This window comes from Lentibacillus sp. L22 (assembly GCF_040812445.1).
GTDB lineage: Bacteria > Bacillota > Bacilli > Bacillales > Amphibacillaceae > Lentibacillus_C > Lentibacillus_C daqui.
This window is the reverse complement of record NZ_JBFNXI010000030.1, coordinates 1-19,273: the sequence shown is the minus strand read 5'-3', so window position 1 is coordinate 19,273 and position 19,273 is coordinate 1. Positions and strand designations below refer to the sequence as shown.

At 42.2% G+C, this 19,273-nt stretch carries 20 protein-coding genes; 19 read left to right on the top strand and 1 reads right to left on the bottom strand.

Going from position 1 to position 19,273, the window contains the following annotated elements; genetic code table 11:
• Nucleotides 1-563 precede the first annotated feature (563 nt).
• From ABRT01_RS12710 to ABRT01_RS12620, 19 genes are all read left to right on the top strand, one after another.
• Complete coding sequence (locus tag ABRT01_RS12710; RefSeq protein WP_269410481.1) at nt 564-932, top strand: ATP synthase subunit I; 369 nt, start codon at nt 564-566, stop codon at nt 930-932.
• Between the two features lie 25 nt (nt 933-957).
• Entirely contained in the window at nt 958-1,680 is a 723-nt protein-coding gene (atpB, locus tag ABRT01_RS12705) for a F0F1 ATP synthase subunit A (protein ID WP_269410480.1), read from the top strand.
• An 86-nt stretch (nt 1,681-1,766) separates the two neighbouring features.
• Entirely contained in the window at nt 1,767-1,985 is a 219-nt protein-coding gene (gene atpE / locus ABRT01_RS12700) for a F0F1 ATP synthase subunit C (RefSeq protein WP_269410479.1), read from the top strand.
• Between the two features lie 148 nt (nt 1,986-2,133).
• Nucleotides 2,134-2,661 carry a F0F1 ATP synthase subunit B gene (atpF, locus tag ABRT01_RS12695; RefSeq protein ID WP_269410478.1) on the top strand — a complete coding sequence of 176 codons (528 nt, stop codon included), beginning with the start codon at nt 2,134-2,136 and terminating at the stop codon, nt 2,659-2,661.
• On the top strand, nt 2,658-3,203 hold the full coding sequence (locus tag ABRT01_RS12690; RefSeq protein WP_269410477.1) for a F0F1 ATP synthase subunit delta: 546 nt from the start codon (nt 2,658-2,660) through the stop codon (nt 3,201-3,203). The genes atpF and ABRT01_RS12690 overlap by 4 nt, the downstream gene beginning before the upstream one ends.
• An 18-nt stretch (nt 3,204-3,221) precedes the next feature.
• Nucleotides 3,222-4,733 carry a F0F1 ATP synthase subunit alpha gene (gene atpA, locus ABRT01_RS12685; protein ID WP_269410476.1) on the top strand — a complete coding sequence of 504 codons (1,512 nt, stop codon included), beginning with the start codon at nt 3,222-3,224 and terminating at the stop codon, nt 4,731-4,733.
• A gap of 97 nt (nt 4,734-4,830) precedes the next feature.
• Nucleotides 4,831-5,691 (top strand): ATP synthase F1 subunit gamma, encoded by an 861-nt coding sequence (gene atpG / locus ABRT01_RS12680; RefSeq protein WP_269410475.1) that lies wholly within the window; start codon nt 4,831-4,833, stop codon nt 5,689-5,691.
• 37 nt (nt 5,692-5,728) lie between these two features.
• Complete coding sequence (gene atpD / locus ABRT01_RS12675) at nt 5,729-7,144, top strand: F0F1 ATP synthase subunit beta (RefSeq protein ID WP_269410474.1); 1,416 nt, start codon at nt 5,729-5,731, stop codon at nt 7,142-7,144.
• 287 nt (nt 7,145-7,431) lie between these two features.
• The gene (locus ABRT01_RS12670) at nt 7,432-7,827 is read left to right on the top strand and encodes a F0F1 ATP synthase subunit epsilon (protein WP_269410473.1); all 396 of its coding nucleotides are present in this window, start codon (nt 7,432-7,434) and stop codon (nt 7,825-7,827) included.
• A 440-nt stretch (nt 7,828-8,267) separates the two neighbouring features.
• Nucleotides 8,268-8,498: a DUF1146 family protein gene (locus ABRT01_RS12665; protein ID WP_367747619.1), complete on the top strand. Its 231-nt coding sequence runs from the start codon at nt 8,268-8,270 to the stop codon at nt 8,496-8,498.
• A gap of 132 nt (nt 8,499-8,630) precedes the next feature.
• A complete protein-coding gene (locus tag ABRT01_RS12660; RefSeq protein ID WP_367747616.1) occupies nt 8,631-9,347 on the top strand; it encodes a YwmB family TATA-box binding protein in 717 nt (238 codons plus the stop codon).
• Nucleotides 9,348-9,380: 33 nt separating this feature from the next.
• Nucleotides 9,381-10,724, top strand: coding sequence for a UDP-N-acetylglucosamine 1-carboxyvinyltransferase (gene murA, locus ABRT01_RS12655; RefSeq protein ID WP_367747613.1), 1,344 nt, complete (start codon nt 9,381-9,383; stop codon nt 10,722-10,724).
• A 403-nt stretch (nt 10,725-11,127) separates the two neighbouring features.
• A complete protein-coding gene (locus tag ABRT01_RS12650) occupies nt 11,128-12,060 on the top strand; it encodes an ABC transporter permease (RefSeq protein ID WP_269410469.1) in 933 nt (310 codons plus the stop codon).
• 1 nt (nt 12,061) lies between these two features.
• Nucleotides 12,062-13,018: an ABC transporter permease gene (locus ABRT01_RS12645; protein WP_269410468.1), complete on the top strand. Its 957-nt coding sequence runs from the start codon at nt 12,062-12,064 to the stop codon at nt 13,016-13,018.
• 9 nt (nt 13,019-13,027) lie between these two features.
• Nucleotides 13,028-14,032, top strand: a complete 1,005-nt coding sequence (locus ABRT01_RS12640) for an ABC transporter ATP-binding protein (protein ID WP_367747609.1) — start codon at nt 13,028-13,030, stop codon at nt 14,030-14,032.
• Nucleotides 14,033-14,067: 35 nt separating this feature from the next.
• On the top strand, nt 14,068-15,702 hold the full coding sequence (locus ABRT01_RS12635) for a peptide ABC transporter substrate-binding protein (protein WP_367747606.1): 1,635 nt from the start codon (nt 14,068-14,070) through the stop codon (nt 15,700-15,702).
• A gap of 167 nt (nt 15,703-15,869) precedes the next feature.
• Entirely contained in the window at nt 15,870-16,790 is a 921-nt protein-coding gene (locus ABRT01_RS12630; RefSeq protein ID WP_269410465.1) for a S66 peptidase family protein, read from the top strand.
• A gap of 16 nt (nt 16,791-16,806) precedes the next feature.
• Entirely contained in the window at nt 16,807-17,751 is a 945-nt protein-coding gene (locus ABRT01_RS12625) for a C40 family peptidase (RefSeq protein WP_269410464.1), read from the top strand.
• Nucleotides 17,744-18,760: an ABC transporter ATP-binding protein gene (locus ABRT01_RS12620; protein WP_367747602.1), complete on the top strand. Its 1,017-nt coding sequence runs from the start codon at nt 17,744-17,746 to the stop codon at nt 18,758-18,760. The genes ABRT01_RS12625 and ABRT01_RS12620 overlap by 8 nt, the downstream gene beginning before the upstream one ends.
• Nucleotides 18,761-18,961: 201 nt before the next feature.
• Here ABRT01_RS12620 and ABRT01_RS12615 read toward each other — a convergent pair whose 3' ends face one another.
• On the bottom strand, nt 18,962-19,099 hold the full coding sequence (locus ABRT01_RS12615; protein ID WP_269412625.1) for a MetQ/NlpA family ABC transporter substrate-binding protein: 138 nt from the start codon (nt 19,097-19,099) through the stop codon (nt 18,962-18,964).
• Nucleotides 19,100-19,273 lie beyond the last annotated feature (174 nt).

Here is a 19,273-nt window from a genome sequence, read left to right as displayed (position 1 = left end):
TTTTTTGATAGGGAGAGAATATAATTTTTCCCTTGTTCACAAAACTGTCATAAAAACGCGCCAAAATGTCCTTTATATCCTTTATAATGAAAATAAATCAACTGGTTGCTCCCGGAATGATTGCGAAATGACTGCTTCAACTTTGGTTAAAATCGACAAATAAACAGCGAAAAGGAAAAATTACTACTAAATATTTTTTCTCCCTTGAACTGATTGACAATAAGATATGGCTATTGTACACTGCATAGTGTGGCGTGGTAGGGTTTACACTTATATTGTGAAAGAAGTAACTTTATGTTTGTCTGTTATGTTCAATTTTCACAGGAATCATCCATATGAATGTCAATTTTTAACGCTGTATATTGGACATGAATCACAACAGTATAAAGGAACTTTTCAGCAAAATCAGTGATCTTTCTTACATATTACTGAATAAGGGCATCTGGAATGAAGTTTACCCATGTAAATAAATTTCATAACAGGCAAAATACTCTGCTGGTTCTATTAAAAATGCCGGTTAAAAAGCATGCCATTTAACAGATATGATAATGGGAGAAGAAAAAATGTCACAATATCAAAAGATGATAGCCAGAGAACGAAAATGGATGTTTTATCTTCTCGCCATCTGGGTGCTGGGAGCTGGATTCACACCAATCCCCAGGGTTTTTCTCGGTCTTCTTTTAGGGAGTGCAGTGAGTTTGTATAACCTATGGCTCTTACAAAGAAGAATGGATGCAATTGGTGAGGCCATTGTCAAGAAGCAAAAAATAAGGGATATAAGTTTTTTGTCCAGACTTGCTGCTGTGGGAATCGCAATAATGATTGCACTTCACTATGATGCATATTTCAACATTATTGCAGTGATCATTGGAATAATGACATCTTATATTGTCATTATGATAGATTTTTTTGTTTCCGAATTTGGGAAGTAACTTGTACGAAAGAGGGGTGAAAAAGGTGGATCATGAAGCACCGATAGTAGAGAATGTATTTGGAATATCCTGGCTTGATTTTAATTTATCTAATGTAATGACGATCATTATAGCATCGGCGATTACGTTTATTGTCTTTACGCTTGCTGCAAGAAACTTAAAAATGAAACCAACAAAAGTGCAGAATTTTATTGAATGGATTGTTGATTTTGTTAAGGGTATGGTCACCGATACAATGGATTGGAAAACAGGAAAGACATTCTTACCACTTGCTTTGACATTAATTACTTATATTTTTGTCAGTAACATAATGGGAGTTGCTACCATGATGACATTTGGACATGACCTATGGTGGAAATCACCTACTTCAGATGCAGGGGTAACACTTACATTATCCGTAATGATTATCTTGCTGACAAACTTCTATGGAATAAAGGTTCGGGGTGGAAAAGAGTATGCAAGTGACTTCTTTAAACCGTTTCCGATATTCTTCCCAATTAAGTTAATAGAAGAATTTGCGAACTCCCTTACATTAGGACTTCGTTTGTTTGGAAACATTTATGCTGGTGAGGTTCTATTAGCCCTCTTGGCCGGGCTCATGACAACAGGTGTTGGAGGAGCAATTCTTGGCATTATACCGATGCTCGCATGGCAAGGATTTAGTATATTTGTCGGGGGTATCCAGGCGTTCATTTTTACATTATTAACGCTAGTTTACATGTCCCATAAAGTAACTAGTGAACATTAAATTTTTTGCTAATGTTAGTTGGCTGGTTAAACAATTCGTTTAAACGGTGCATCATAAAAATTATATTTTTCTAGGAGGAATTTAACATGAGTTTAGGTGTTTTAGCAGCTGCACTTGCAGTAGGATTAGCCGCAATCGGTGCTGGTATTGGTAACGGTCTTATCTTTAGTCGTACAGTAGAAGGAATTGCACGTCAACCGGAACTAAGAGGTCAACTGCAAACTACGGCATTTATTGGTGCTGGTTTGGTTGAGGTTGTACCGATCCTGGCAGTGGTTATCGCATTTATCGTAATGGGTCAATAGAACTGAACAATGGCGGAGCATCTCTTCCAAAGAATCTTCGCCTTTATTTATAAGAAAAGCGTAAATTCGTGTTTAGCGTGTCCGACTTACGTATGAGATCCAAACAAATATCGGAATCATTTCTAGCAATGCGAAAGGAGTGAATTGTGTGCAAGCATTCACTGGGGTTTCTACCATTCATGCGGCAATCGGCGGATTAAATGTTGGCGATATGATTGTGCAATTAGTGGCTTTTATTATTTTACTCCTATTACTGCGCAAGTTTGCTTGGAGACCATTAATGAACATCATGCAAAAGCGTGAAGAATATGTGGTATCTGAAATTGAAGCTGCTGAGAAGAGTCGTGCCGAGGCAGAACGTGCACAAGAAGAAGCAACCAAACAGTTGAAACAAACCAAGCAAGAGGCACAATCGATCATTGAAGATGCAAAAAAGCTTGGCTCAAAACAAGAACAAGAGATTATCGATACTGCTAAACAAGAGGCAGAGCGAATCAAACAAGCTGCACAAGAAGAAATTCAAAACGAGAAAGAAAAGGCCATCCAGGCACTGCAAGATAAAGTGGCATCATTATCAGTACTGATTGCAAGTAAGGTAATTGAAAAGGAAATTAGTGAAAGCGACCAGGAGAAACTGATCAATGACTATATCAAAGAGGCAGGAGAAGAGCGATGAGTGAGTCAGTAGTGGCTAAAAGATATGCAGATGCTCTTTTTCAACTCGGAAACGAAAAGAAAGTACTGGATAAACTAGTGGATGAATTTCTTGTTGTGAAAGAAGTTTTTCAGGCAAATAAAAAGTTGGTTACATTCCTGGAGCATCCTCGCGTTGATAATGCGAAAAAGAAACAATTCCTGGGCGAAGTGTTTCAAGGTCTGTCAAACGATGTTGTAAACACATTGAAAATGCTGGTTGAGCGTCATCGTATAGAGATCATTCCATCCGTTATTGATCATTTAAGCCAGTTGGCAAATGATGTGAAAGGAATTGCAGTAGCGAATGTCTATTCCGTTCGTGCATTATCAGATGCCGAATTGAAACAACTTGAACAAACATTTGCCAAGCGATTAAATAAAACAGCTGTCAAACTTGAAAATAAAGTAGATCCTTCCCTGATCGGAGGCATAAAAATCCGGATGGGGAACACGATTTTTGATGGTTCCGTCAGTGGAAAACTGAAACGCATCGAACGGCGTATTGTAACTGCAAACAAATGATGATAGGGGTGAAATGGTATGAGCATCAAGGCTGAAGAAATCAGTACACTGATCAAACAGCAAATTGAAGATTTCGACGCACAAATTGAAGTAAGTGATGTCGGAACCGTCATTGAAATTGGGGACGGGATTGCCCGGGCTCACGGACTGGATAATTGTATGGCCGGAGAGCTGATTGAATTCTCCAATGGTGTCATGGGTATGGCACAAAACCTGGAAGAAGGTAATGTCGGGATTGTTATCCTGGGTCCATATTCAGATATTAAAGAAGGCGATGAGGTTCGTCGTACAGGCAGAATTATGCAAGTACCGGTTGGAGAGGAATTGTTGGGACGCGTGGTGAATCCATTAGGTCAACCAATAGATGGTAAAGGATCGGTGGGAACAACCAAAACCCGCCCAATTGAATCACCGGCGCCGGGGGTAATGGCACGTAAATCTGTTGATGAGCCTTTACAAACAGGGATTAAGGCAATTGACGCACTGGTACCGATCGGACGCGGGCAGCGTGAATTGATTATCGGCGACCGGCAAACAGGTAAAACAACGATTGCGGTTGATACGATTATTAATCAAAAAGATGAAGACATGATTTGTATTTATGTTGCAATTGGACAAAAAGAATCGACAGTTCGTGGAACAGTTGAAACATTCCGCCGCTATGGTGTGTTGGATAAAACTATTGTCGTTTCTGCAGGGGCAGCAGAGCCCGCTCCACTACTATACCTTGCTCCGTATGCGGGTGTATCCATGGGTGAAGAATTTATGTATAACGGCAAGCATGTATTGGTCGTATACGATGACCTTACCAAACAGGCAGCTGCATATCGTGAACTGTCACTGCTTTTACGTCGTCCACCAGGCCGTGAAGCATTCCCAGGGGATGTATTCTACCTGCATTCCCGCTTACTGGAACGCGCCGCCAAATTAAATGACGATCTGGGTGGCGGATCGTTAACAGCATTGCCGTTTGTAGAAACACAGGCAGGGGATATTGGTGCATATATTCCAACCAACGTGATCTCAATTACGGACGGCCAAATCTTCTTGCAATCTGATTTGTTCTTCTCAGGTGTACGACCAGCTATCAACCCTGGACTTTCGGTATCTCGTGTTGGTGGTTCCGCACAAATTAAAGCAATGAAAAAAGTTGCTGGTACATTGCGTTTGGACTTGGCCTCGTTCCGTGAACTTGAATCATTTGCCCAATTTGGGTCAGATTTGGATAAAGCAACGAAAGCGAAGTTGGATCGTGGGGAACGGACGGTTGAAGTTCTGAAGCAAGGATTGCATAAACCATTGGCTGTTGAAAAACAGGTAATGATCATTTATGCATTAACAAAAGGTTTCCTTGATGATATTCCAGTGGAGGATGTCACCCGTTTTGAAGAAGAGTTCCATTTATGGCTGGATGAAAACCGCAAAGAATTACTGTCAGCAATTCATGACACTGGAAAACAACAAGATACAGAGGCTATGAATGATGCGGTTGAATCATTTAAGAAAACATTTTTACCTAGCGATAAATAGATAAGACATATGGGGACATGAATGTCGAAATTAGGGGAACCGAATTTCGGCACAAGTCCCATGTCTTGTACTCTGTTACGAAAGGCGGTGAACAAGCTTGGCATCACTTAGAGATATTAAACATCGGATTGATTCCACGAAGAACATGAATAAAATTACCGGGGCAATGGAAATGGTATCCGCCTCTAAATTGACCCGTGCCGAACAAAATGCACGCTCGTTTGTACCTTATAGTGAAAAGATTCAGGAAGTCGTAGCTAGTATTGCAACAAACAACACAAGTGTAGAGCATCCGATGTTGCAATCGCGCGATGTAAAAAAGACCGGGTACCTTGTTATTACGTCGGACCGTGGGCTGGCAGGTGCATATAACAGTAATGTTTTACGGGAGTTACATCAAACAATTGCCAAACGTCATCAATCGGAGGATGAATATGCGATTATCGTTGCCGGACGCATTGGCTACGATTTTTTCAAAAACCGGAACATTCCGGTGGTAAAAAGTATTCTCGGGCTTGCTGATCAGCCGAATTTTGCTGACATTAAGGCATTGGCAAGTGAGACGGTTAACATGTTTATCGACGGGGAAATCGATGAATTGAATTTATTTTACAATCATTTTGTCAGCAGAATCTCTCAGCAGGTGACAGCGAAGAAGCTTTTACCATTAACGGATATCCAATCAGAATCGCAAATAAAAAGCGCTTATGAATACGAACCAAGTGAAGAAGCAATTTTAGATGTGCTTTTGCCACAGTATGCAGAAAGCCTGATTTATGGTGCATTATTGGATGGAAAAGCTAGTGAACATGCTGCAAGGATGAATGCAATGCGGAATGCAAAAGATAACGCAAAAGATATTATTGATGATTTATCATTAACTTATAACCGTGCACGCCAGGCAGCCATCACACAGGAAATCACGGAAATTGTCGGCGGTGCAGCTGCTTTGGAATAGTGCTTTAGCGGTTGAAAGTTAGATAGGAGGGAAACAAATGTCGAAAGGTTACGTTACACAAGTCATGGGACCAGTTGTCGATGTACGCTTTGATGACGACAATCTCCCTGATATTTTAAATGCGTTGCAGATCGATTATAAAGCTGAAGACGATTCACATGTAAGTATCGATCTTACATTGGAAGTGGCGCTTCATCTTGGTGACAATGCAGTAAGAACCATTGCCATGTCATCAACAGACGGTGTCATGCGTGGTATGGAAGTACAAGATTTGGGCGGTCCAATATCGGTGCCGGTTGGGGATGCTACCCTTGGCCGTGTATTTAATGTACTTGGTGATCATATCGACTTGGATGAGCCATTGGATAAAGGGATTCGCAGGGATCCGATCCACCGGGATTCACCAAAATTTGAAGATCTTGCAACAGATACAGAAATTTTGGAAACGGGAATTAAAGTTGTAGACCTGCTTGCACCATATATCAAGGGTGGTAAAATCGGCTTGTTTGGTGGTGCCGGTGTAGGGAAAACGGTATTAATCCAGGAGTTAATTAATAACATTGCCCAAGAGCATGGTGGTATTTCCGTATTTGCCGGTGTTGGTGAACGGACACGTGAAGGGAACGACCTTTACTATGAAATGAAAGATTCTGGTGTTATCGCAAAAACTGCGATGGTATTCGGACAAATGAACGAGCCACCTGGAGCACGGATGCGGGTGGCATTGACCGGATTGACCATGGCGGAATATTTCCGTGATGAGCAAGGTCAGGACGTGCTATTATTTATCGATAATATTTTCCGTTTTACCCAAGCAGGATCTGAAGTTTCCGCATTGCTTGGCCGGATGCCATCTGCGGTTGGTTATCAGCCAACACTGGCAACAGAAATGGGTCAATTGCAGGAACGGATTACTTCGACAAATAAAGGATCGGTAACCTCGATCCAAGCCATTTATGTACCAGCAGATGACTATACTGACCCGGCACCTGCGACAACATTTGCACACTTGGATGCGACGACCAACCTTGATCGTGGGTTATCCGAGCAAGGTATTTACCCGGCAGTGGATCCATTAGCATCTACATCACGTGCATTGGATCCGGATATTGTCGGAAACGAACATTACGAAGTTGCTCGTGAAGTTCAACAAACACTGCAACGTTATAAAGAATTGCAAGATATTATTGCTATTCTTGGTATGGATGAACTTTCTGATGAAGATAAATTGACAGTAGCACGCGCACGTCGTATTCAATTCTTCTTATCACAAAACTTCCATGTTGCGGAACAGTTTACGGGACAGAAAGGCTCATATGTTCCAGTTAAAGAAACAGTCAAAGACTTCCGTGAAATCCTGGATGGAAAATATGATGACTTGCCTGAAGATGCGTTCCGTTTGGTTGGACGAATTGAAGAGGTAGTTGAAAAAGCGAAAGCAATGGAACAATAAGCAGACCTTTGTGGGCAGCAGTTTTACCAGTAGCTATATGGGCTAAAAACCAATGCTGTCTCAAGAGTCTTAAGAAAGGCGAAATCGTCCGGGTAGCGGCGTATGGACTGGACTAAGCCGTAGGAGATAAAGGAAACATGCCCTGCAAAAGGGGTATGCCGACGCCTGAGCGCAAGCCCGTTCTTAGTCGGCCTTCCTTTGCCCCCGAGCCGATGTTGACTTATCGTACGAAGGCGAAGGAAGTCCACTAGCCGCTGGGCGATGGAGCTAGACAAGGAGGGGTTACATTGAAAACACTAACGGTGAGTGTTGTTACTCCTGATGGTCCAGTTTTGGAAGATAGTTATGAGATGGTTAGCTGTAAAGCTGAAAACGGAGAACTTGGTATTTTAGCGGGCCATATTCCATTAGTCGCTCCGTTGACGATCAGTGCAGTACGCTTGAAAAACGGCAATAATGTAGAACGATTGGCGGTTAATGGCGGTTTTTTAGAGGTTCGTCCGGATCGGGTGACCATTCTTGCCCAGTCTGCCGAGCGACCTTCTGATATCGATGTCGAACGCGCTGAACGTGCCAAAACACGAGCAGAGCAACGTCTTCAGTCCAAACAGGATGAAATTGACTTCCAACGGGCAGAATTAGCACTCAAACGAGCATCCAACCGATTGAGCATTGCTCGTTAAAAGGTAGAAAGTCTCTCACAATTGTGGGGGCTTTTTTCGCTTTTTGGAAGAAACGCTGCCTGATTTTAGCAGATTTTTTGAACATCCTCCTAAAAGCGACAAACACCAATGTGGAATTGATGCGGTAAGAGGTTAAACGGTTTGTAGCTTGGGTTTAGGGAGCTACCCAAATCATGTCGATATTTCCCGGGAAATGAAATATTTCTTCTCCGCCACGAACTGTTTTTCGACAGGTATTTCATAAAGAGCATTTGACATTCAACGATGTACATGGCAAAGTATTGAATAGTAATTTCCCTGACACTACATTTGCACTTGTTGTGGTTCTTTGTCTTGACCACGTATGAAATAAGTCCTGCATGTTATGTGCATATGCATACCAATATTAGTTAATGGGGAAAAGCACAATAACTAATTACGTAGAATAAGGTGTGAACGAAATGTTTTCAATTGGACAACTCGCGGTAGTCAGCATTATATCGCATTTGATTTTTATCTTTATCACGTGGAAGGTTGTACAGACGATAAATTTTGATCCGCTGGTTCGCAAAGGAAAAGTCACAGAGGCAAGAGTGTTACTATTATTCATAACAATTGTCATTGGTACTGGAGTCAGCCGCTTCTTCCTGGAGATTCTTCAGTGGTCACAAGATCTATTGTACCTCTTTTAACCAAAAGCGCTCTTTTGAAAAAAGGAGGTCAATATAAATCTGGTAAACTATTAAATATGTCGAAATTTGTGCAGTATTATTTCTATTCCTCTTGTTCATACTGATGATAGTTTTTGAACAGGAGGAATCGACATGAAGAAAACTGGACTCTTGCTTGTTTTATTACTAGCACTAATAACCAAAGCTACGATTGGATATACACAAGCCGCAGACGATGAAATGATAGATTTGGCAACCATTGTTACGAAGCACGATTTAACCGTAGAAAACTGGCAGGTAACGGTCAGAGAACAGATGGACCGGAAAAATGTGAACAAATTAGTAAAACAATTAAAAAATAGGTATTTAGTCTCTACAGAAAAAGGCGAAAACGTTATAAAATATTCATTTAGTGGTGCTCATAAAGTAGGGGAGATGACCGAATCGTTTAAAGTGATTGTACCGACTAATACAAGGTATCATTCCGAGGTAATAGCGGAAATTAGCGGGGATCACTGGGATCGGACAATCAAACAAGGTTACATAAGGAGAATGAATACACTCCCTGAGAATATGTTCACAAAAAATGCACAGGTATTTACTTGTCTTACAACAGAAAATAATGGTACAATAAGTAGTGATTATTTTTTAAAGGAATTAGCGAAGGACTTAAACATTCGTCAAATTTCGACACAAACGGATTCCATTAAACATTCGACGGTTAATAAAATTATTTACGGGTATACACCATTATGGGACCGGAACATCAAAATAATGGATGAAAAAGTGAATGTTCAAGTGGCAATCAACAACAATAACGAAAAGCCGAAATTAACGATTGGAACACCTATCTTGATAACTGAATATTAATATAGAGAAATCGCAACTGAAGGAGATTGAAACATGGAAAAAATCATCGTTCGCGGCGGTAGACCATTAAATGGTGCCGTAAAGGTTGAAGGTGCTAAGAATGCAGTGCTTCCAGTAATCGCTGCAAGTATCATTGCAAGTGAAGGAAAAAGCGTTTTGCACGATGTTCCGGTTTTAGCTGATGTTTATACGATAAACGAAGTCATTCGCAATATGAATGCAAATGTACATTTTGAAAACAATACGATTACGATTGATGCATCAAGGGACTTATTAACGGAAGCCCCATTTGAGTATGTTCGTAAAATGCGGGCATCTGTGTTGGTATTGGGGCCCTTATTAGCTCGTTATGGTCATGCTAAAGTTGCTATGCCTGGTGGTTGTGCTATTGGTTCAAGACCAATCGATTTACATTTAAAAGGATTTGAAGCAATGGGTGCCGAAGTCCATGTCGGTAACGGCTTTGTTGAGGCAAAAGCGGATGGCAGACTTCAAGGTGCAAAAATTTACCTGGATGTCCCAAGTGTTGGTGCAACGGAAAACATTATGATGGCTGCTGCACTTGCTGAAGGCAAAACAGTGATTGAAAATTGCGCCAAAGAGCCGGAAATCGTAGACTTGGCAAATTTCCTTAATAAAATGGGTGCGTGCGTTGTTGGTGCTGGTACTGAAACCATTTGGATCGAGGGTGTAGAAAGGTTGCGTGGCGCTGAACATGCGATTATTCCTGACAGGGTCGAGGCAGGTACATTCATGGTCGCCGCTGCCATTACAGGAGGAAATATTCTCATTGAGAATGCGGTACGTGAACATTTGCGTTCTGTGATTTCGAAACTCGAGGAAATGAATGTAACTGTTAAAGATGAACAAGGCGGGTTACGGGTGATCGGCCCGAAACATTTAAGTGCAACTGATATTAAGACATTGCCACATCCAGGATTTCCAACCGATATGCAGTCACAAATGATGGCTTTGATGCTGTTTGCAAAAGGTACAAGTGTCATTACGGAAACCGTGTTTGAGAATCGTTTTATGCATGTAGAGGAATTCCGTCGCATGAATGCAAAAATGAAAATCGAAGGACGCAGTGTGATCATCAACGGTAATACTGATTTGCAAGGTGCAGAGGTTGCTGCCACTGATTTACGTGCAGCTGCAGCTCTTATTCTTGCCGGATTACGTGCAGAAGGGTATACACGTGTTACCGAGTTGAAACATTTGGATCGCGGTTATGTTGATTTTGCTGGTAAATTAGCGGCACTTGGTGCAGATATTGAACGTGTTAATGACCAGAAGGAACCAGTCAAAATAAAAAAAGAAACATCACAGACGGATGCAGAATATCGTCTTAATAGTCTTGTAGCAAAGTTTTCTTAAATATTTATATTTAATATGAAGCAGAAATCCTTTTGTTTGGGTTTCTGCTTTTTTGCGTTGTTTTCAGGCAGCCGTACAGTTTACAATATGCATACTTTGTCTGTTCCAGGTATTCGGGTAATTTGTACAAATAAGTCTTTCCAATTTAGTTGATATATGATAAAATTGTTAAAAAATTAGTAATTATATAAGTGGGGAACTTAGTGCTTTAGTATGGGTGGATCGGGGAAATGGTGATGTATAGCATGATGATCGATAGACAGTTACTTTACTATCAAACTATTGAAACCGTTTACCAAAGGGCTTTTAACCTAAAAATACATATCCTTTTTCAGCCTTTCCACTACTTTTGACAGTAGCAGTAATTAAGAGATTATAGCAGACATGATAGCGAGGTGACAAAATGGCACGATTTATTTTAAAACGGTTCCTCCTGATGGTTGTTACCATTTGGATCATCGTTACCCTGACTTTTGTCTTAATGGTCACCATCCCGGGTTCGCCTTTTAATGAGGAGCGGGGAACGAATGAGACAGTACAGGCGAATCTGGAGAAGCATTATAATCTGGATAAACCGTACTATATCCAGTATGTGCTCTATTTAAAGTCAATTGTCACGTTTGATTTTGGTCCTTCTATCAAACAGCCGACTGAGACTGTGAACGATTTGCTTGGGCGAGGCTTTCCGATTTCTTTTGAATTGGGATTTGCTACGATCATTGTCGCACTGATTTCCGGAATTGTCTTGGGAATTCTTGCAGCATTAAAACATAACAAAGTGATTGATTATGCCGCCATGAGCTTTGCGGTCTTAGGTATCTCGATTCCCAACTTTGTACTGGCAACATTGCTGATTCAGGAATTGGCGGTGAACATTAAATTATTCCCCCCGGCAACATGGTCGAGTCCTGCCCATATGGTCCTGCCGATCATTGCACTGGCAACCGGGCCGATGGCGATTATTGCCAGGTTAACCCGGTCGACCATGCTGGAGGTGTTGACGCAGGATTATATTAAAATGGCCCGGGCAAAAGGCCTTAGTCCATGGAAAATTATCATCAAGCATGCACTGAAAAATGCGCTGATGCCAGTGGTAACCATATTGGGGACATTGCTTGCCAGTATTTTAACCGGTACCTTTGTGATTGAGAAGATCTTCGCTATACCAGGAATGGGAAAATATTTTGTGGAAAGTATCAATCAGCGTGATTATCCGGTGATTATGGGAACCACTGTGTTCTATAGCGCGTTTCTGATCTTCATGTTATTCCTTGTCGATATCGCTTACGGACTGCTGGATCCTCGCATTAAACTACACAAAAAGGGAGGGGAATGAGATGGAACCATTATCAGAACAAACCAGCCATTCTCCTTACAAACAGGTGCCAGACGAGTGGTTTCACTGGAAGGAAAAAGATTTACATGCTGCCGAAAAGGTTTCCAGGCCTTCGTTATCTTATTGGCAAGATGCATGGCGACGATTGGTGAAAAATAAACTGGCTATGACCGGACTCATTTTTTTAATTCTGTTAACTGTTATGGCAATTATTGGTCCGATGTTGTCCCCTTACTCGGTTAGAGAAGGTAGCTTATCTGAGCAATTTATGCCGCCAACCGCAGATCATTGGTTTGGTACTGATTCATTAGGGCGTGATGTATTTACCAGAACATGGTATGGAGCCAGGATTTCCTTATTTGTTGGATTGATGGCAGCACTGATAGATCTATTTATTGGTGTTGTTTACGGAGGGATTTCCGGTTATAAGGGTGGGCGAGCGGATAATATCATGATGCGGATTATTGAAGTGTTATATGGACTGCCATATCTGCTTGTCGTGATTTTATTTTTAGTTGTGATTGGTCCCAGTTTGACAACTATTATTCTGGCACTGACGGTAACCGGCTGGGTCGGGATGGCTAGAATTGTCCGTGGGCAGGTGCTGCAAATTAAAAACTATGAATTTGTGCTTGCCTCCAAATCGTTTGGCACAAAAACGGGGCGGATCATCAATAAAAATTTGCTTCCTAATACAATGGGACCAATTATCGTACAAATGACCTTAACAGTACCCAGTGCCATTTTTGCCGAGGCGTTCCTCAGTTTTCTGGGACTGGGGATTCAATCGCCATATGCAAGCTGGGGAACGATGGCAAACGATGCATTAGGAGCCATCCTTTCAGGTAATTGGTGGACATTATTTTTCCCGGCATTTTTCATCTCGTTTACGATGTTTGCTTTTAATGTTTTAGGCGATGGCTTGCAAGATGCGCTTGATCCGAAGCTAAGAAAGTAGGGGATAGAATTGGAAAAAATTCTGGAAGTGAACAATCTGCATGTGACTTTTTCAACCTATGGTGGTACGGTCAAGGCTGTACGCGGGGTAAACTTTGATTTGTATAAAGGCGAAACATTGGCTATTGTTGGCGAGTCTGGCTGTGGTAAAAGTGTGACAACGAATGCGATTATGCGGCTCATCCCTGATCCCCCGGGCAAAATAGCTGACGGTTCGATCATGTTTCGCGGGCAGGAATTGACAATGTTATCGAATAAAGAAATAAGCAAAATTCGTGGTGTTGATATATCCATGATTTTTCAAGATCCAATGACCGCACTTAATCCAACATTAACGATTGGTAATCAGCTGATGGAAGGGTTAAAGCAGCACCAGGATATTTCACACACACATGCCAAAAAGAAAGCACTGGAAATGATGGAGCTAGTAGGGATACCGAATCCGAAAGTTCGTTTGAAACAATATCCGCATCAATTTAGTGGTGGAATGCGGCAACGGATTGTGATTGCCATGGCACTGATCTGCGAGCCGGAGCTGTTGATTGCAGATGAACCGACAACCGCGCTTGATGTCACAATCCAGGCGCAAATACTGGAACTGTTTGAAAAAATTCAGAGCCGGACAGGGGTTTCGATTATTTTAATTACGCATGACTTGGGGGTTGTTGCCAAAATCGCGGATCGGATTGCTGTCATGTATGCCGGTAAAATTATTGAAGTCGGCACCAAGCGGGAAATCTTTTATCAGCCGCAGCACCCTTATACAAGAGGACTGCTTCAATCGGTGCCAAGGCTCGATTTAAAAGGGGCAAATTTAACCCCGATTGATGGTACACCACCTGATTTATTCTCACCTCCTCAAGGATGTCCGTTTACAGCGCGATGTCCAATGGCGATGGAGGTGTGTGATAAAGTTTATCCGTTTCAATCGAAGCTGTCAGCTACCCACCATGTGGACTGCTGGCTGCAAGATGAGAGGGCTAAACAGCTGTTGGCTCAAGCGGCCACAAAATAAAGGGGATTACCCATAATTCAAAGGGGGAAAGGTTCATGAAGAAGGGCTTTTTAGCAGGGTTATTCGCGTTATTGCTGACTGTTTTGGTTGCGTGTACAGCCAATGAAGATGCTGGCAAGGACAAAGATGACGACAGTGGTGGTGGGGGCACGGCGCAGACAGAAGAAAAAGTATTGCTCATGAATAACGGAGAGGAACCGACATCATTAAACCCGCCAGAGGGCTTTGACGCAGTGTCATGGAATGTCTTGAACAATTTGATGGAAGGCATGACACGGCTGGGAAAGGATAATGAACCAGAAGCGGCGATGGCTGAAAACTGGGATATATCTGATGATCAAAAAACATACACTTTCCACATTCGTGATGATGCCAACTGGTCGAATGGGGATCCGGTAACAGCCGGTGATTTTGAATTTGCCTGGAAACAGTTGCTTGATCCAGAGACCGGTTCACCAGCGGCCTTTTTAGGTTATTTTATTGAAGGCGGGGAGGAATTTAATAATGGAGATGGCAGTGCAGATGATGTCAAAGTGACTGCCAAAGATGATAAGACTTTGGAGGTTACACTGACAGCACCAACTGGGTTTTTCCTGAATATCATTTCCAACCCGGCGTTTTTCCCAGTCAATGAGGAGGTCGCCAAAGATGATCCGAAATGGTATGGGGAAGCAGATTCATTTGTAGCCAATGGTCCGTTCAAAATGGAGAAGTGGAATCATGACAAAAAAATTGAAATGGTGAAAAATGATCAATACTGGGATAAAGATACCGTGAAGCTGAATAAAGTTGATTGGGCAATGGTTCCAGAAACAAACACAGAATATCAAATGTTCCAAAGCGATGAGCTGGATATGACAGAGATCCCATCTGATATGGCTGAGCAGCTGATTGAAGGCGATGATGTGGTCATTGAAGATCAGGCAGGGCTTTATTTCTATCGGTTTAACGTTAACGAGGAGCCATTCCAAAATGAAAAAATCCGTAAAGCATTTGCGATGGCCGTCAATCAGGATGACATTGTTGATTTTGTGACGAAAAATAAGGAAGAAGCGGCCCATGCATTTGTTTCACCAGGATTTAAGGATCCATCCGGTGCCGATTTTCGAGAGGCGAATGGAGATCTGGTAAAATTTAATCCGGATAAAGCCAAGGAACTGTTGAAAGAGGGCATGGAGGAAGAAGACTATGATGAATTGCCTCCTGTTACATTATCATACAGTACAAATGAGAATCATAAAGCAATTGCGGAAACCTTGCAAAATATGTTCAGTGACAATCTGGGTGTTGATGTCACCTTGGAAAATGCCGAGTGGAACGTATTTTTAGATGATCAAAAGGCCTTAAAGCATCAACTATCACAGAGTTCGTTCCTATTTGATTATGGTGACCCTATCAATTTCCTGGAAAGCTTTATTACCGATTCGACGATGAACCGGACAGGATGGTCAAATAAGAAGTATGATGAACTAATCAAACAGGCGAGATCAGAAAAGGATGAGCAGAAACGTTGGGATGAGATGTATGAGGCGGAAAAAATGTTGGCCGATGAAATGCCGTTTTTTCCAATTCACTACTATAATCAAGTGTACATTTACAAAGATAACATTTCCGACATTGTTCGCCATCCGGTTGGGTATTTGGAATTGAAATGGGCGGATAAGCAGTAAAAGTAGATTGGAGCGTATCCTGGATTCGGGGACGTATCACGATAATGGGAGCGTACTGTACGAATTCGGGAAAGCGCATCTCCCGGATCATGAAAGAAATGGCCCGCTTAAAGTTTAGGTGGGCCGCATCTTTCTATACATAATTGTAAAGGGAAAGAGGTTTTATCATGATACAGCCGGAGCGTCTGCAGCAGGGGGATACGATTGGAATCATCGCACCAGCCGGCCCAATCAATGAGCATGAATTAAACTGCGGGATACCTTTTTTTGAGAAGATGGGACTAAACGTTAAATTAGGCAACTATGTGCATCAGGTATATGGGTATTTGGCCGGGACAGATGAGGAGCGCATGGCTGATATCCATATGATGTTTGCGGATCCAGCCGTAAAAGCTATTTTTTGTGCGCGAGGTGGCTATGGAACAGGCAGATTGGCAGCCAATTTGGACTATGACTTGATTCAGCACAATCCGAAAGTTTTTTGGGGATATAGCGATATCACATTCCTGCATACAGCGATTAGACAGGTAACGGGACTCGTTACTTTTCATGGCCCGATGGTGGCATCAGATATTGCCAAGGATACATTTGATACATTATCTGCAAACCTGTTTCAGCAGCTGTTTGCACCTGCCAAACTTTGTTATTCGGGCACATTATCACCACTGCACGTTTATGTATCAGGGGAAGCTGGTGGTGAATTGGTCGGTGGAAATCTATCATTATTAATTAGTACGCTGGGGACACAGTTTGAAATTGAAACTGCCAATAAGTTGTTATTGATCGAGGATATTGGTGAGGAGCCATACCGAGTTGATGGCATGCTAAATCAGTTAAAAATGGCTGGTAAACTGGATCATTTGGCAGGGTTATTGATCGGGGATTTCGCTCTCTCCAAGTCAAAAAGTGAAAAGCCTTCATTTCGGTTAGACGATGTCTTCCAACAGTATTTCAGCGAATTATCTTGTCCGGTGATGGCCGGCTTTCAAATTGGTCATTGCACACCGAATTTTGCTGTACCATTTGGTGTATATGCGACACTATCAACGTATACGAAAACCTTGATCATCGAGCCAGGGGTAAAGTAGAGGGGGTGCCAAGCAGTTGTTTGATCAAACTTCAGATCAATGTTGGGTGACAGCGGTTCAGGTTGCAACGGTCTGGACAAATCCAGAGTCTGCAAGGGAGATAGATCAACCGGCAATAAGTAACCCGACTGATATCGATCAATGGATTGCCAGCCAGAATTATTTAAGAAAGGTAGCTTTATGTGATGAAAATCGGGTGCAAACGCAGCTGTTGTATGGAGAAAAAGTGATGGTAATCGATGAGCGGGATGGTTGGTGCCATATTGTTATTCCAACCCAACCATCGCATAAGGATGAACGTGGCTATCCCGGGTGGGTTCCATTCCAGCAGCTGAAAAAAGTATCAGTTCAGGATTGGTCAAGCAAATGGATGATTACAGTTACCGATAAATTCGCCTGGTTGGAAAAGATGTCTGGAGAGCGTGTGTTAAAAATCAGCTATCAAACCAGGCTGCCGTTAAAACGTGATCATGGTGATCGGGTCGAAGTGGTGGCACCCCATGGTTTATTGTTTTTGCCAAAGGCGTCGGTCAGCAAATTTTTAACTGCGAAGGGGCCAAGGAAGCAACCCGGAAATAAGCTCATTGAAACGGCAGAGCAATTTATTGGGTTGGAATACTTTTGGGGTGGTATGAGTGCGTTTGGTTTTGATTGTTCAGGATTTACTTATGTGATGCATCAAGCGAACGGATACCAAATACCACGGGATGCCGGAGATCAGGCAAAACAAGGAGTGCCGATTCCTTTTGATCGATTATTACCGGGTGATTTACTATTTTTTGCACATAAAGATGGAGCGGGCAGAATCCATCATGTCGGTATGTATTGCGGTGACGGCAGCATGATTCACGCACCAAAAACAGGTAAATCAATTGAAATGATTAAACTTGAAGGTACGTTTTATAAACGGGAGCTATGCGCAGCCAGACGATATTGGCAAGGAGCGGATGATGATGGTTGATAAAATTTTGCAGGTGAATCAGCTAAAGAAATACTTTGATATGGGAAAAGGTCAGCTACTAAAGGCCGTCAATGATGTTAGCTTCCATGTTAATAGAGGGGAAACGTTTGGGTTGGTTGGTGAATCAGGTTGTGGGAAGTCAACGATTGGGCGTACTATCATGGGACTCTATGAAAAAACGGCTGGTGATGTGGTTTATGATGGAAAAAATGTACATGAGTTGGACGGTAAGGAAAAGTTTCATTTTTACCGACAGATGCAAATGATTTTTCAAGATCCGTATGCTTCATTAAATCCGCGCTCAACGGTCAGGGAAGTGATCGCCGAGCCATTGGAAGTCCATGGTATATTTTCGCGTAGGAAGGAACAGCTAAAACGAATCTATGAACTATTGGAAGAGGTGGGTTTGAATCGTGATCATGCCAACCGTTATCCACATGAATTCAGCGGCGGGCAGCGGCAACGGATTGGGATTGCCCGGGCATTGGCATTGGATCCGGAATTTATTATTGCCGATGAACCGATCTCGGCCCTTGATGTATCCGTGCAGGCTCAGGTTGTGAATTTATTGAAGGAATTGCAACAGACCAAGGGGTTAACGTTCTTATTTATTGCCCATGATTTATCGATGGTGAAGCAAATTTCCGATCGAATTGGTGTGATGTATCTGGGGAATATGGTGGAATTAACAACAAGTGATACCCTTTACGAAAACCCGCTGCATCCTTATACACAAGCATTATTGTCGGCCATACCGATACCGGATCCTGATATTGAGGAAAGCCGGGAGCGAATTATTTTACAAGGAGAACTGCCCAGTCCCATCAACCCGCCAAGCGGCTGCGTGTTCCGCACCCGCTTCCCCATGGCAATGGACATCTGCGCCCACCAAAAACCAACCTGGCAAGAAATCGAACAACATCACTATGTTGCCTGCCATCTTTACACAGAGGTGGGACAGAGTGACAGGCAACGCGTCCCGGCAATAAATGTAAATCCTAAGGCATGAGTAATTAGTGAGAAGCGGATAGCTTGAATAAAGGAAAGTTGATTGAGCAAGAAGTAAAATCGATTGGGTAAGTGAGAAAACTAATCAGTAGGCTGCAACAACGCAAAACAATCTGCTTAAATAAAGCTATCTTTCGGGCGAGACAAATGAACCATCCCTTTGTCACGCCCGAAACTGGAGCAGAGGAGCTACCCCCTGCTCTTACCAAGCAGGGATGGCAGATCCGTCGAAGTTTTCCTCAACGAATTCTTTTATTTCATCGGATTGATACAGATCGATGATTTTTTTGAGGGCTTCATTATCTTTGTTTTCCTTTCGAACGGCAATCAGGTTAGCAATAGGGTTCCAAAACAGTTTAATCTAAATTATTTAAAATTAATTACTTTTTAGCAGGATTCTCGCATTTTATGTCGAACTTTGTTATGTAGAAAAATAAGGAGGATCGCTAACATGTATACCATCGATGAAGCATCCAGCATACTTGGTGTTCATCCCACTACATTAAGAAGGTGG